Raw genomic sequence first — 12,485 nt, forward strand, 5'->3', positions numbered from 1 at the left:
TCGAAAGCAGGGTTCGGACCGCCGCGACCGTACTTTCGGCCGGTGTGCCGGGCGGACCCGCCTCCCTAGCCTGGATGTCGTGAACGTGCGGAACGAGGCTGCGCCCGCCTGCCTGGCCCGGTTGGTGTGAACGTGCGGGACGGGGCTGCGCCCGCCTGGCCCGGCGGACGGGCCGCGGCCGTGTCGGCGGAGGTCGCGCTGGGGGGCGCGGCCGTCGCCGTGCTGGTCCTCTGGGCCGGCCTGATCGCCGACAGCTGGGGCGGCGGCTACTGGGTGCTCGACTGCGCGGCGGGGGCGGCGGTGTGCGCGCTGGCCCTGGCGCGCCGCCTCGCCCCTGCCTGGACGGCCGCGGCCGGTCTGGCGGTCGCGGTGGCGGCCGTCCTGGCCGCCGCGTGGGCCGACCTGCCGAGCGAGCCGGGGCCGGCCATGGCGCTGGGCCTGTCCGTGCTGGTCGGATCGGCGGTCAGGACGCTTCCCGCGCGGCCCGCGTGCGCCGTCGCGGCCGGTGGGCTCGCGGTGGCCGCCGCGAGCGTGCCTGCCGCGCACAACTCCTCCGTGGTGGCGCTCAACGTGGCCGGCTGGCTGGCCGCCCTGGCCGTCGGCGGCGGCCTGAGGCTGCTGGCCGGGCGCCGCCTGGCGGTCGCCGAGCGCGTACGCCACGACGAGCGCCGCCGGCTGGCCAGGGAGCTGCACGACGTGGCCGCGCACCACATGACCGGCATCGTCCTCCAGGCCCAGGCCGCCCGGCTGCTGGCCCGCAGGGGGTCCGGCCCGCTGGAGGAGTCCCTGGAGGACATCGAGGACGCGAGCACCGGGGCCCTGGCCGCGCTGCGCCGCGTCGTCGGCCTGCTCCGCGACTCCGCCGACGACGTCCCCGGCCCGCCCGGGCGTCTCACCGACCTGGTCGGCCGCTTCGACGGCCCGCCCGTGACCCTGCGCGGCCCCGGCGAGGCGGAGAGCTGGCCGCCGGAGGTGACCAGCACCGTCTACCGGATCGTCCAGGAGTCGCTGACCAACGTCGCCCGGCACGCCCCCCGCGCCCGCGCGGTCACCGTCGACGTCACCGTGGAGGTCACCGGCGGGGAAGGCGCGGTCGTGGTCGAGGTCGCCGACGACGCCCCGCCGGTGACGACGTCCCGGAACCGCGGCGGCTACGGCCTGCTCGGCATGCGCGAACGCGTCGAGGCCCTCGACGGCACCCTGCGCGCGGGCCCCCGGCCGGAGGGCGGCTGGTCGGTCCGCGCCACCCTGCCTCTCACGGGGCCTCTCACGGGGCCCCTAGGGGGGCGGCGATGACGATCGGCGTGCTGCTGGCCGACGACCAGGCGATGGTCCGCCGGGGCCTGCGGCTGATCCTGGAGGACCAGCCCGACATCCGCGTGGTGGCCGAGGCCCGGGACGGCGAGGAGGCCGTGGAGCTGGCCCGGCGGCTACGCCCCGACGTGTGCCTGGTGGACATCCTCATGCCCGGCATGGACGGCATCGCGGTCACCCGCGCCCTGGCCGGCGCCGGCGTGCCCGACCCGCTGCCCGTGGTCGTGGTCACCACGTTCGACCTCGACGAGTACGTCTACGACGCGCTGCGCGGCGGCGCGGCCGGCTTCGTGCTGAAGGACGCCGGCCCGGCCCTGCTCGCCGAGGCCGTCCGGGCGGCCAGCACCGGGGACGCGCTGATCTCGCCGTCGATCACCCCGCGCCTGCTGGGCCGGCTGGCCGGACGGGCGCCGCGCGCGAAGGGCGCCGTGCACCCGCTGTCGGAACGGGAGACCGACGTGGTGCGCGCCGTGGCCGCCGGACGCACCAACCAGGAGATCGCCGCGTCCCTGCACATCTCGCTGAGCACGGTGAAGGGCCACATCTCGGCCGTCCTGGACAAGCTGGGCATACGCAACCGGGTCGAGATCATCGCGTGGGCCTGGGAGAACCGGGTGGCGGGCTAGCTCCGGGGTACGGCACTCAGCGCGTCTCGTCGCCCAGCCGGACGCTCGCGCGGGCGATGTCGGCCAGCGTGATGTCGGCCAGCATCATCTCCTCGTGGTCGCGCAGCGCGCTCCACACCTCGGCGAGCGGGCTGGCGACCCCGGGATACCCCCCGTGGTCGCCGCCCTCGGAGACGCCCTCCACGATCACCACGATGTCCGCGAGGGTGATCTCGCCGGCGGGCCTGGCCAGCCAGTAGCCGCCGTCGGGGCCGCGCTGGCTGTGCAGCAGCCCCGCCCGGCGCAGTTGCAGCAGGATGTTGTCGAGGAACTTGCGGGGGATGCCCTGGGCCGTGGCGATCTTCTCGGCGGGCATGGGGCCCGGCGGCGCCGCGGCCAGCTCGGCCGCGGCACGCAGGGCGTACTGGGTTCTGGCGGAGATCCGCATGACCGTCTACTGCTCAGGCGCTCACCTGGTGCAGGCCCCAGCGGCGGCGCAACGCGTCGTCCGCCAGGCCGAAGACGCGGTCCACCACGATGCCGATGACCAGGATGACGATCATGGTGGCGAGCAGACCGGGCGAGTCGGCCAGCTCGCGGGCGTAGTGGAGCTGCTCGCCCAGCGAAGCCTGGTTGGCGATGATGACCAGCAGCTCACCGGCCATCAGCGAGCGCCAGGCGAAGGCCCAGCCCTGCTTGAGCCCGGCCAGGAACGACGGCAGCGAGGCCGGCAGGATGACGTGCCGGTAGAGCGCGATCCGGCGGAAGCCGAGCATGTGCCCGGCGCGCAGCAGGATCGGCGGCGTGTAGTCCACCCCGGTGATCAGGCCGTTGGCGATGGACGGCGCCGCGCCCAGCACCACCACGAACAGGATCGCGCTCTCGGACAGCCCGAACAGCAGGATGGCCAGCGGGAACCAGGCGATGGACGGCATCGTCTGGAGCCCGGTGATCAGCGAGCCCGTGGCGCGGCGCAGCGGCCCGATCCGCGAGACCAGCGCGCCGACGACCAGTCCGACGGCGATGGCCAGGGCGAACCCGGTGACCGCGCGGCGCATGGTGACCGTCAGCGCGGTGTAGAACTCGGGGTCGCCGAGGCGGTGCCCGAGTTCGGAGAGCGTGGTGACCGGGCCGGCGAAGACGTACTCGGGCCACCAGCCCGCCCACACCACCGCCTGCCAGACGGCCAGCACGATGACCACGGCCGAGGCGATCGGCCACAGCCCCGCCCACAGCCGGGAGGCCAGGCCGGCGCGGTGGCCGGCGCCCAGCTCCAGCGCGTCGAGCCCGGCGAGCTGCTGGGCGTGGGTGTCCGTCGTCGTCATGCGGGCTCCTCCTGACGGGCGTGGCGCAGGACCTCCTGGCGGAGGCGGCCGGTGATCTCCCCCGCCAGCTCGGCCACCTCGCCCGAGTCGGTACGGCGGGGCCGCGGCAGCTCGACGGGGAAGTCCTCCACCACCCGCCCCGGCCGGCTGGACAGCAGGACGACCCGGTCGCCGAGCCGTACGGCCTCGCGCACGTTGTGGGTGACGAACAGGACCGACAGGGAGCGTTCCCGCCAGATGCGTTCGAGCTCGTCGTGCAGCAGGTCGCGGGTCATGGCGTCCAGGGCGCCGAAGGGCTCGTCCATCAGCAGCACGTCGGCGTCCTGGGCGAGCGCCCTGGCCAGGGCGACGCGCTGGCGCATGCCGCCGGACAGCTCGTGCGGCCGCTTCTTGCCGAACCCGCCCAGGTGGACGATGTCGAGGAACTCGGCGGCCCGGTCCCGGCGTTCCTGCTTGCCCACGCCCTTGGCGCGCAGCGCCATCTCGACGTTGGCCGAGACGGTCAGCCAGGGGAACAGCGCGGGCTCCTGGAACATCAGCGCGACGCGGCTGTCGTCCACGTCGATGCGGCCGGCCGAGACCCGGTCGAGCCCGGCCACCAGCGACAGCAGCGTGCTCTTGCCGCACCCGGACGCGCCGAGCAGGCAGACGAACTCGCCGGGGGCCACCGACAGCGAGACCTGGTCGAGGGCCTGCAGGGCCGTCCGGCCCTGACCGTAGAGCTTGGAGACGGCCTCCAGCCGGACCGCGGGGCTCTGCCCCTCGACCCGGCCGGTGGCCTGCTCCGTGAGCGGAGCGGACATCGCGTGCGCCTCCTACTTGTCGGAAATGGCCTGCTGGCCCTTGGCGGCGAGGACCTCGTTGAGGACCGTGAGGTCGTAGATGCCGTTCAGGTCGACCGGGTCGAGGAGGCCGACCTTCGTCGCGTGCTCGGCGCTGCCCACCAGCGACGAGGCGATCGGGTCGTTGGTGAAGGTGATGTTCTTGAACGCGCTGTCCAGCACCTCGGGCTTGAGCGGCTTGCCGGTCAGCTTCTGCAGGGCGGCGTTGGCGGTCTGCGCGGCGCCGGCCGGGTCCTTGGCGATGACGTCGTTGGCCTCGACGTGCGCCTCGATCAGCTTCTTGAGCAGGTCGGGGTGCTCCTTGGCCCACTCCTGGCGGACGATGAGGTGGGTGATCACGAACTGCTTGTTCGGCCACAGGTCGCGCTCGTCGACCAGCACCTTGCCGCCGCTCTCCTTGATCAGGCGGCTGGCGAACGGCTCGGGCACCCAGGCGCCGTCGATGTCGCCGGTGGCGAAGGTCTGGATGGTCTGGGAGTTCTCCTGGGGCACGATCGAGACCTCGCCACCGCCCTTGGTGTCGGTCTTGATGCCCTTCTCGGTCAGCCAGTAGCGCAGCGCGACGTCCTGGGTGTTGCCGAGCTGCGGGGTGGCGATCTTCTTGCCCTTGAGGTCCTCCACCGAGTTGATCCCGGGCTTGACCACGAGGAACACGCCGCCGGACGCCGCGCCGGCGACGATCTTGATGGCCTGGCCCTTCGACTTCGACCAGGCGTTGATGGCCGGGTTGGGGCCGACGTAGGTGGCGTCGATGGCGCCGGAGAACACGGCCTCGATCGCGGCCGGGCCGGCGTTGAACGTGCTGGTCTTGGGCGCGGTGCCGAGGTGCTTGGCGTAGATGCCCTTCTCCACGCCGACCAGGGCGGTGGCGTGGGTGATGTTGGGGAAGAAGCCGAGACGCACCTGCGTCGTGCCGGCTCCCCCGCTCTTCGCGCCGCTGTCCGCAGGGCTGCCGCTGCCCCCACAGGCGGCCGCCATGGTCGTGAGCGCCAGGGCGGCCAGGGTGGCCACCGATACGCGAACCCTGCGAGCGTTCATCTCTTCTCCCCATTTCCCACTTATTTAGTGGCTTTAGAGTGTTTATAGGAGCAAGAGAGGGCGCCCGTCAATCCCACGCTGGGTCACAGACTCTTCACGAAAGGCAGCGGGCCGCGCTCCGGACGGTCGTCCGGGTCGAACCGCGGGGTGTAGCCGCCGGCCAGGTACAGGGCGACGGCCTCGGGCTGGCGGGGGCCGGTGCTCAGGTGGATCCGCAGGTAGCCGCGGCGGGCGGCCTCGCGTTCCAGCTCGCGCACGACCACCGCGCCCAGGCCGCGCCTGCGGTGTCCGGGATGCGTCCACACCCGCTTCAGCTCGGCCGTGTGCGCGTCGTAGCGGCGGAACGCGCCCCCCGCCACGGTCTCGCCGCCCACCACCAGGACGAGGAAGGCCCCGTCCGGCGGCGCGAACTCCTCGGCGGGGTACCGGCTCAGCTCGTCGTTGACGCCGTACCGGCTCGTGTACTCCAGCGCGAGGTCCGCCAGCAGCGGCCGGACGGCGGGATCGTCCGGCGCGACCAGGCGGACCTCGAAGGCGGGCGCGCTCAACCGTTCTGCCTCGGCAGGCCAGGCGGGTTGACCCTGGACTCGGGGACCGCCTCGTTGCCCAGCCCCCACCGGTCGAGCACCTGCCGGTACGTGCCGTTCCCGATCACCGTGTTCAGCGCGTCGTGGACCGGCCCGACCAGGCCGTTGCCCTTCTTCGTCATCGCCGCGATGAGCCCCTGCAGGCCCGGCCCGGCGCCCGAGGCGGTGCCCACGATCCTGGAACCGCCGCTGACCGCGATGTTGTAGGCGATGGACGGATTGGGGCCGAAATACGCCTGCACCCGCCCCGACCGCAGAGCGAGCAGCACGTCGCCGTACTTCTGGTAGTAGAGGATCTCGACCGGTTTCAGGCCTGCCCTGCGGTTCCGGGCGTCCCAGTCGAGCAGGATCTTCTCCTGGTTGGTGCCCGGTCCGACCGAGACACGCAGCCCGGCCACGTCGGCCGGCTGGGAGATCTTCCTGATCGGACTGGACGCGGGCACCTGCCAGCCGAGCTGGTCGATCCGGTACGTCGCGAAGTCGTAGACGTCCTTGCGCTCCTCGGTGACGGTGACGTTGTTGAGCACGACCTCGTACTTGCCGGACCTGGCGCCGAGGAACAGGTTCTCCCAGGACGAGCTCTCCGGGGCCAGTTCGAGGCCGAGCACGTCGGCCACCAGCTGGGCGAGGTCGGTCTCCACGCCGATCAGCGTGGTGTCGTCACTGGCCGGGAAGACCAGCGGCGGCGAGCCCTGGCCGCTGAAGCCGACGGTGAGCCGGCCGTCCCGCGCGATCTCGGCGGGCACCCGGGCGGCGATGCCCGCGACCTTGCCGGTGCGCACCCGCTTCTGGTCGGGGCCGGTGTCGATGACGCGGCCGGCGCCCGCGGGGGCGGCGGCCCCCGGGCCGGCCTTCGGGACGAGCGCGGGCTCGGCCGCGCAGGCGGTAACGGTGGCGGACAGGAGCAGCAGAAGGGCGGGCACGGCGATCAGACGCATGAGGGTTCCTTGTGATCAGAGGACCTTGCCGAGGAAGGCGCGCGTGCGCGCGTGGCGCGGGGCGTCGAGGACCTGCGCGGCCGGGCCCCGCTCGACGATGCGGCCTTCGTCCATGAACACGACGGTGTCGGCCACCTCCCGGGCGAAGCCGACCTCGTGCGTGACGACGATCATGGTGGTGCCGCTGCGGGCCAGATCCTTCATGACCTCCAGGACCTCGCCGACGAGCTCGAGGTCGAGGGCGGAGGTGGGCTCGTCGAACAGCACCACCTTGGGCTCCAGGGCCAGCGCCCTGGCGATGGCGACGCGCTGCTGCTGGCCGCCGGAGAGCGTGCGCGGGTAGGCCGCCGCCTTGTCGGCCAGCCCGACCCGGTCGAGCAGGCGGGCGGTCAGCTCGGCCACCTCGCCGCGCGGCCGGCGCCGCGCCGACAGCGGCGCCTCGGCCACGTTCTGGCTGACGGTCAGGTGCGGGAAGAGGTTGAAGTTCTGGAAGACGAAGCCGATGCTGGTGCGCTGGCGGAGGATCTCGCGTTCGGGCAGCTCGTACAGCCTGTCGCCGGCCCGCCGGTAGCCCAGCAGCTCGCCGTCGACCGTGACCGTCCCGCGTTCCACCTTCTCCAGGTGGTTGATCACGCGGAGCAGGGTGGACTTGCCCGAGCCGGACGGGCCGAGCACCACCGCCACCTCGCCCTGCCGTACGCGCAGGTCGATGCCCTTGAGGACGTGCAGCGCGCCGAAGCTCTTGTGCACCCCGGCCAGTTCCACCATCATGAGCGGCCCCTGCCGTAGTGGCGTTCCAGGAAGTGCTGGACGACCGAGAGCGTGGTGGTCAGGACGAAGTACCAGACGGTCGCGACCAGCAGCAGCGCCATCACCCTGCCGTTGCGGTTGTAGATCACCTGCACCTGGTAGAACAGCTCGGGCAGGGCCATGATGTAGACCACCGAAGTGCCCTTGACCAGGCCGACGATCTCGTTCCCGGCGTTCGGCACGATCGTCCGCATGGCCTGCGGAAGGATGATCCGGAACATCCGGCGGACCCTCGGGATGCCCAGCGCCGCCGCGGCCAGGCGCTGCCCCGGATCGACCGACAGCAGGCCGCCGCGGACGATCTCGGCGGCGTAGGCGGCCTGGTGCAGCGCCAGCCCGAGCGCGGCGGCGGTGACCGGCCCGATCAGGTCCATCGTGCCGACGTCGAAGAAGGCGGGCCCGAACGGCACCCCGAACGACAACCTCGGGTACAGCAGCGCCAGGTTGTACCAGAACAGCAGTTGCAGGATCAGCGGCACCGAGCGGAACAACCACACGTACCCCCACGCCACCGACGACAGCAGCCAGTTGGACGACAGGCGCATGAGGGCGAGCAGGGTGCCGAGCCCGAACCCGAGCCCGATGCCCAGCCCGGTCAGCTCCAGCGTCAGCAGCACCGAGCGCACGACCGAGGGCGCGAACAGGTACGTCCCGACGACGTCCCAATCCCACGCCGGGTTGGTGACCAGGGCGTTGGCCGCCATCGCCAGCAGCACCAGGACGCCGAGCGCGGCCGCCGCCCGTAACGGGTGGCGGGCGGTCACGACCTTCGGCGCGGCCTCCTGCCGCCCGGCGGCGGGCACGGCCGCGGCCGTGTCATGCAGCGTCATGGTCCGCACGCCCGGCTTCGCCGCGGCCGGCACGCCCGGCTTCGCCGCGGCCGGCACGCGCGGCCTCGTCGTGGTCGGTGCGCGCGGCCTCGTCGCGGGCGGCGCGCTCGGCGTCGCGTCTGGCCACTTCCGCGCGGACGAGCGGGATGACGTGCCGGCCGAAGTCGACGGCGTCGTCCAGGATCGCGTAGCCGCGCGCCGAGAGGATCTCCACGCCCAGGTCGTAGTAGTCGAGCAGGGCCCGCGCCACCGTCTCCGGGGTGCCGACGAGGGCGGTGGAGTTGCCGGCGCCGCCGGTGGCCGCCGCGGTGGGCGTCCACAGGGCGCGGTCGTGCCGCTCACCCCTGGCGGCCACCTCCAGCAGCCGCCGCGACCCGGCGTTCTGCGGCGGGCCCGACGGACGCCGCCGCGGGTTCGCCCCGCCCTGTCGCAGCTCGCCCAGGATCCGGTGCGCCTTCTCCCAGGCCAGTTCCTCGGTGGGCGCGATGATCGGCCGGAAGGCCACCTGGATGCGCGGCACGTCGGCCCGCCCGGCCGCGCGGGCCGCTTCCTTGACCGAGGCGATCTGCTGCGCGGTCTCGGCCAGCGGCTCGCCCCACAGGCAGTAGACGTCGGCCTCGGCCCCGCCCGCCGCGTACGCCGCGGGCGACGAGCCGCCGAAGGAGACCTGGGGCCGCGGCCGCTGGACCGGGAAGACGTCGGAGACGAAGTCCCTGAAGGAGTAGTGGGCGCCCTCGTGGTCGAACGGCTCCCTGGAGGTCCACCCTTTCTTGACGATCCGGATGTACTCCCCGGTCCTGGCGTACCGCTCGTCCTTGGTCAGGCGGTCGCCCTCCCTGCCCTGCTCGTGGTCGTTGCCGCCGGTGATGAAGTGCACGGTCAGGCGGCCGTCGCTGATCTGGTCGAGGGTGGCGAAGGTCTTGAGCGCGTACGTCGGGTAGGACACGTTCGGCCGGTGGGCCAGCAGGATCCCCAGGTCCTCGACCCTGCTCGCGACGTACGCGGCCACCTGGGCCGGGTCGGGCGAGCCGGAGCCGTAGGCGAACAGCACCCGGTCCCAGCCGTGCTCCTGGTGGGCCCGCGCGAGCCGGAGCGTGTACTGCTTGTCGAAGGACGGGCCCGAGCGGGGTGAGGTCTCCGAGCCGTCGTTGGTGCCGCCGATACCGAGAAACTCCACAGGCATGCCGAGTCCTTTCTGGCGTCCGTGAAACGTCTTTCAGCCCAGCACGGTGATCGTATTCCGTCAAGCCCTACCAATTTAGTTGGTTTTTATCTACGGTGGAGGCGTACGGAAGGAAGGACGCCATGCCATCCCTGCCATCCCTCACCGTCACCCCCGTGGCCGGCCGTATAGGAGCCGAGATCACCGGTGTGCGGCTCGCCCCCGACCTGCGCCCCGACGTCGTGGCCGAGCTCCGCCAGGCCCTCCTCACCCACAAAGTGATCTTCCTGCGCGGTCAGGAGCACCTCGACGAGCAGGGCCAGGTGGGCTTCGCCCGGCTGCTCGGCGAGCCGACCGCCGCCCACCCGACCGTGCCCGCGCTGCACGGCAACGCCCACATCCTGGACCTCGACTACAGCAACGGCCACAAGGTCGACCGCTGGCACACCGACGTGACCTTCGTGGACCGGCCGCCGCTCGCCTCGGTGCTGCGCGCGGTCGTCGTGCCGGAGGCCGGCGGCGACACGTTGTGGGCCAACACCGTCAGCGCGTACGACAATCTGCCCGCCGAGCTGCGCGACCTGCTCGACCGGCTGCGCGCCGTGCACACCAACCAGTACGACTACGTCCGCGCCGCCACCGTCGACGAGCGGGCCCGCGAGCACGCCGAGGCGTTCACCTCCACCCTGTTCGAGACCGAGCACCCGGTCGTGCGCGTGCATCCGGAGACCGGCGAGCGCTCGATCCTGCTCGGCGACTTCGCCAAGCGGCTGAGCGGCCTGTCGGGGCACACGTCCGGCTCGATCATCCGGCTGGTCCAGGAGCACGTCACCGAGGTGGAGAACACCGTGCGCTGGCGCTGGTCGCCCGGCGACGTGGCGATCTGGGACAACCGGGCCACCCAGCACCGCGTGGTGCACGACTTCGGCGACCGTCCCCGCCGCCTGCACCGGGTCACGATCGCCGGCGACCTGCCGGTGGGCGTGGACGGCCGGACCAGCACCGCACTGAGCGGCGACGCCGCGACCTACTCACCGATCGCCGCCTGACCCTCCCCGGGGCCGCCCCGGCCACGAACGTCGCCGTGGCCGGGGCCTCGCGGATCGGCCGAAGCCAGTGCGGGCGGGGTTGGCTGGGCCCCGCCCGCACGTCCCACCTGACGCGAAAGGCATCTGAGCACGCCTTTCACGTCCCACCCCCCGATGTGAAAGGCACGCACATGAGCACCGACGAATCCCCCACCGGGCGCGAGAGCCGCGTCGCGGTCAACGAGGACTGGGCCGCCACGGCCGTCGGCCTGGTCCTGCTCGTCCTCGTCCTCACCGGCGTCATCCCCGTCGGGCTGGTGCCCTGATGAGCACCGTCACCGGCGACCGCGCGACCTGGCACGGGACAGCGCTCGGCGTCCTGGTCGTGCTCGTGCTGGCCGCCGCCACCCGCGTCCTGGAGAAGGGCGTCCCCGGCTGGTTCCCCGGGTCCGGCCTGGCCAAGGCCGTCGAGTTCCCGGTCTACGCGATCGCGCTCGGGCTGCTCGGCAACGCGCTGCTCACCGCGTCCGGGCTGCGGGAGCGGCTGGCCGGCGGGTTCCGCACCGAGTTCTTCATCAAGACCGGGCTGGTCCTGCTCGGCGCGTCCATCAACCTCAAGGTGATCGTGACCGCCGCCGGACCGGCCGTGGTCCAGGCGATCGTGCTGATCAGCACGGTGTTCCTGTTCACCTGGTGGCTCGGCGGACGGCTCGGGCTCGACGACCGGCTGCGCGCGCTGCTGTCGTCGGCCGTGTCGATCTGCGGGGTCAGCGCGGCCATCGCGGCGGCGGGGGCCGTCCAGGCCAGGAAGGAGCAGCTCGCCTACAGCGCCAGCCTGGTGATCGCGTTCGCGCTGCCGTCGATCTTCGTCCTGCCCGCCCTGGCCTCGCTGCTCGGGCTCCCGCCCGAGGTGGCGGGGGCCTGGATCGGCGGCAACATCGACACCACCGCCGCCGTCACCGCCGCCGGGACGATCGCGGGCGAGGACGCCCTCGCCATCGCCACGATCGTCAAGGTCACCCAGAACGCACTCATCGGCGTCGTCGTGGTCGCGCTGACCGCCTGGTTCGCCTTCCGGGTCGAGCGGCGGGCCGACGCCGAACGGCCCGGCCTGATCGAGTTGTGGCGGCGCTTCCCGAAGTTCGTGCTCGGGTTCGTCGCCGCGTCCGTGGTCGCCACCTGGTGGCTGACGACGGTCGCCGCGGGCGAGGGCAAGGCGGTCATCGGGGTCGCCAACGACCTGCGGACCTGGTTCCTGATCCTGGCGTTCGTCAGCATCGGGCTGGAATTCCGGGTGTCGGCGCTGCGTGAGGCCGGATGGCGGCCGGTCGCCGTGTTCGCCGCCGCGACGGTGGTCAACGTGGTCGTCGCGCTGGCCCTGGCCCTGGCGCTGTTCTCCGGCTTCACGGCCGGCTGAGAGCCCCGCCCCTGGGGGCGGGGCCGTCCCGCTAGGCGACGGGCAGCTCGGCGGGGTCCGCCACCCGCACGATCGAGCCGCTGATCTGCTGCGGGTTGCGGATCAGGTTGAGGATCGGGCACACCCGCTCGACCTCGGCGTGCAGCCCGGCCAGCTCCTCGTCGGAGGCGGGCGAGCTGATCTGCACCTCGTAGGTGAAGTTGTGCGGGGACACCGGGACGCCCTGGTCGCCCGGGAGCTGGGCCTTGGGGTCGTACTCGGCGCGGACGTCCACCTCCAGGGAGTCGATCGGCACCTCCAGCTCGGCCGCCTTGATCAGGAAGATGTGCGTCACGCAGCTGCCCAGGACGCCGGCCTGGAGCTCGGGCGAGCCGGGGCCGAGGTCGTAGCCGGCGAAGTCGGGGCCGCTGTCGCTGATGATCTGGAAGTCCCTGATCCTGATGCGCCGGATCCCGCTGCGGCCCTCGGCCGTGACGTGGGCGTGCAGCGGCACCGGGCCGCCCGCCGGGGCCTCCCGGCGGGCCAGCAGGGCGGCGCGCTTGTGCGACAGGTACTCGCGAAGGGTGCTCATGGGTCTTTCTCTCCGGAA

The 12,485-nt window shown here is 72.8% G+C and carries 15 protein-coding genes; 5 read left to right on the forward strand and 10 right to left on the reverse strand.

Features of this window, described 5'->3' with window-relative positions:
- The first annotated feature begins 132 nt into the window (after positions 1-132).
- Both ABZ815_RS27555 and ABZ815_RS27560 read left to right on the forward strand, forming a co-directional pair.
- The gene (locus ABZ815_RS27555) at positions 133-1,296 is read left to right on the forward strand and encodes a histidine kinase (protein WP_357702769.1); all 1,164 of its coding nucleotides are present in this window, start codon (positions 133-135) and stop codon (positions 1,294-1,296) included.
- Complete coding sequence (locus tag ABZ815_RS27560) at positions 1,293-1,940, forward strand: response regulator transcription factor (protein ID WP_357702771.1); 648 nt, start codon at positions 1,293-1,295, stop codon at positions 1,938-1,940. The genes ABZ815_RS27555 and ABZ815_RS27560 overlap by 4 nt, the downstream gene beginning before the upstream one ends.
- Before the next feature lie 16 nt (positions 1,941-1,956).
- Here ABZ815_RS27560 and ABZ815_RS27565 read toward each other — a convergent pair whose 3' ends face one another.
- From ABZ815_RS27565 to ABZ815_RS27605, 9 genes are all read right to left on the reverse strand, one after another.
- Complete coding sequence (locus ABZ815_RS27565) at positions 1,957-2,367, reverse strand: Rrf2 family transcriptional regulator (RefSeq protein WP_357702773.1); 411 nt, start codon at positions 2,365-2,367, stop codon at positions 1,957-1,959.
- Between the two features lie 13 nt (positions 2,368-2,380).
- Complete coding sequence (locus ABZ815_RS27570) at positions 2,381-3,244, reverse strand: ABC transporter permease (protein WP_357702775.1); 864 nt, start codon at positions 3,242-3,244, stop codon at positions 2,381-2,383.
- Positions 3,241-4,047 carry an ABC transporter ATP-binding protein gene (locus ABZ815_RS27575; RefSeq protein ID WP_357702776.1) on the reverse strand — a complete coding sequence of 269 codons (807 nt, stop codon included), beginning with the start codon at positions 4,045-4,047 and terminating at the stop codon, positions 3,241-3,243. The genes ABZ815_RS27570 and ABZ815_RS27575 overlap by 4 nt, the downstream gene beginning before the upstream one ends.
- Before the next feature lie 12 nt (positions 4,048-4,059).
- On the reverse strand, positions 4,060-5,124 hold the full coding sequence (locus ABZ815_RS27580) for an ABC transporter substrate-binding protein (RefSeq protein ID WP_357702777.1): 1,065 nt from the start codon (positions 5,122-5,124) through the stop codon (positions 4,060-4,062).
- Between the two features lie 83 nt (positions 5,125-5,207).
- A complete protein-coding gene (locus ABZ815_RS27585; protein ID WP_357702779.1) occupies positions 5,208-5,672 on the reverse strand; it encodes a GNAT family N-acetyltransferase in 465 nt (154 codons plus the stop codon).
- Positions 5,669-6,649, reverse strand: a complete 981-nt coding sequence (locus ABZ815_RS27590) for an ABC transporter substrate-binding protein (RefSeq protein ID WP_357702781.1) — start codon at positions 6,647-6,649, stop codon at positions 5,669-5,671. Before ABZ815_RS27590 ends, ABZ815_RS27585 begins: the two co-directional genes overlap by 4 nt.
- Before the next feature lie 15 nt (positions 6,650-6,664).
- Positions 6,665-7,420 carry an amino acid ABC transporter ATP-binding protein gene (locus ABZ815_RS27595; RefSeq protein ID WP_357702783.1) on the reverse strand — a complete coding sequence of 252 codons (756 nt, stop codon included), beginning with the start codon at positions 7,418-7,420 and terminating at the stop codon, positions 6,665-6,667.
- On the reverse strand, positions 7,417-8,289 hold the full coding sequence (locus ABZ815_RS27600; RefSeq protein ID WP_357702785.1) for an amino acid ABC transporter permease: 873 nt from the start codon (positions 8,287-8,289) through the stop codon (positions 7,417-7,419). Before ABZ815_RS27600 ends, ABZ815_RS27595 begins: the two co-directional genes overlap by 4 nt.
- Positions 8,276-9,472: an LLM class flavin-dependent oxidoreductase gene (locus ABZ815_RS27605; RefSeq protein WP_357702787.1), complete on the reverse strand. Its 1,197-nt coding sequence runs from the start codon at positions 9,470-9,472 to the stop codon at positions 8,276-8,278. Before ABZ815_RS27605 ends, ABZ815_RS27600 begins: the two co-directional genes overlap by 14 nt.
- Positions 9,473-9,594: 122 nt before the next feature.
- Between ABZ815_RS27605 and ABZ815_RS27610 the strand changes: the two genes are divergently transcribed.
- The 3 genes from ABZ815_RS27610 to ABZ815_RS27620 all read left to right on the forward strand — a co-directional run bounded on the left by ABZ815_RS27610 (position 9,595) and on the right by ABZ815_RS27620 (position 11,896).
- Positions 9,595-10,500: a TauD/TfdA family dioxygenase gene (locus ABZ815_RS27610; RefSeq protein WP_357702789.1), complete on the forward strand. Its 906-nt coding sequence runs from the start codon at positions 9,595-9,597 to the stop codon at positions 10,498-10,500.
- A 170-nt stretch (positions 10,501-10,670) separates the two neighbouring features.
- The gene (locus ABZ815_RS27615; RefSeq protein ID WP_357702791.1) at positions 10,671-10,805 is read left to right on the forward strand and encodes a hypothetical protein; all 135 of its coding nucleotides are present in this window, start codon (positions 10,671-10,673) and stop codon (positions 10,803-10,805) included.
- A complete protein-coding gene (locus ABZ815_RS27620; protein WP_357702793.1) occupies positions 10,805-11,896 on the forward strand; it encodes a putative sulfate exporter family transporter in 1,092 nt (363 codons plus the stop codon). Before ABZ815_RS27615 ends, ABZ815_RS27620 begins: the two co-directional genes overlap by 1 nt.
- Before the next feature lie 31 nt (positions 11,897-11,927).
- On the opposite strand, the gene ABZ815_RS27625 is transcribed toward ABZ815_RS27620, so the two are convergent.
- Positions 11,928-12,467, reverse strand: coding sequence for an OsmC family protein (locus tag ABZ815_RS27625; RefSeq protein ID WP_357702795.1), 540 nt, complete (start codon positions 12,465-12,467; stop codon positions 11,928-11,930).
- Positions 12,468-12,485 lie beyond the last annotated feature (18 nt).

Source organism: Nonomuraea sp. NPDC047529 (genome assembly GCF_040642995.1).
Taxonomy (GTDB): Bacteria; Actinomycetota; Actinomycetes; order Streptosporangiales; family Streptosporangiaceae; genus Nonomuraea.

What these genes read in the sequence shown, in the direction of transcription:
- ABZ815_RS27560 (WP_357702771.1), top strand. Translation starts at nt 1,293, where the DNA reads ATGACGATCGGCGTGCTGCTGGCCGACGACCAGGCGATGGTCCGCCGG.
- ABZ815_RS27615 (WP_357702791.1), top strand. Translation starts at nt 10,671, where the DNA reads ATGAGCACCGACGAATCCCCCACCGGGCGCGAGAGCCGCGTCGCGGTC.
- ABZ815_RS27575 (WP_357702776.1), bottom strand. Translation starts at nt 4,047, where the DNA reads ATGTCCGCTCCGCTCACGGAGCAGGCCACCGGCCGGGTCGAGGGGCAG.
- ABZ815_RS27610 (WP_357702789.1), top strand. Translation starts at nt 9,595, where the DNA reads ATGCCATCCCTGCCATCCCTCACCGTCACCCCCGTGGCCGGCCGTATA.
- ABZ815_RS27595 (WP_357702783.1), bottom strand. Translation starts at nt 7,420, where the DNA reads ATGATGGTGGAACTGGCCGGGGTGCACAAGAGCTTCGGCGCGCTGCAC.
- ABZ815_RS27625 (WP_357702795.1), bottom strand. Translation starts at nt 12,467, where the DNA reads ATGAGCACCCTTCGCGAGTACCTGTCGCACAAGCGCGCCGCCCTGCTG.
- ABZ815_RS27605 (WP_357702787.1), bottom strand. Translation starts at nt 9,472, where the DNA reads ATGCCTGTGGAGTTTCTCGGTATCGGCGGCACCAACGACGGCTCGGAG.
- ABZ815_RS27580 (WP_357702777.1), bottom strand. Translation starts at nt 5,124, where the DNA reads ATGAACGCTCGCAGGGTTCGCGTATCGGTGGCCACCCTGGCCGCCCTG.
- ABZ815_RS27600 (WP_357702785.1), bottom strand. Translation starts at nt 8,289, where the DNA reads ATGACGCTGCATGACACGGCCGCGGCCGTGCCCGCCGCCGGGCGGCAG.
- ABZ815_RS27565 (WP_357702773.1), bottom strand. Translation starts at nt 2,367, where the DNA reads ATGCGGATCTCCGCCAGAACCCAGTACGCCCTGCGTGCCGCGGCCGAG.
- ABZ815_RS27590 (WP_357702781.1), bottom strand. Translation starts at nt 6,649, where the DNA reads ATGCGTCTGATCGCCGTGCCCGCCCTTCTGCTGCTCCTGTCCGCCACC.
- ABZ815_RS27620 (WP_357702793.1), top strand. Translation starts at nt 10,805, where the DNA reads ATGAGCACCGTCACCGGCGACCGCGCGACCTGGCACGGGACAGCGCTC.
- ABZ815_RS27570 (WP_357702775.1), bottom strand. Translation starts at nt 3,244, where the DNA reads ATGACGACGACGGACACCCACGCCCAGCAGCTCGCCGGGCTCGACGCG.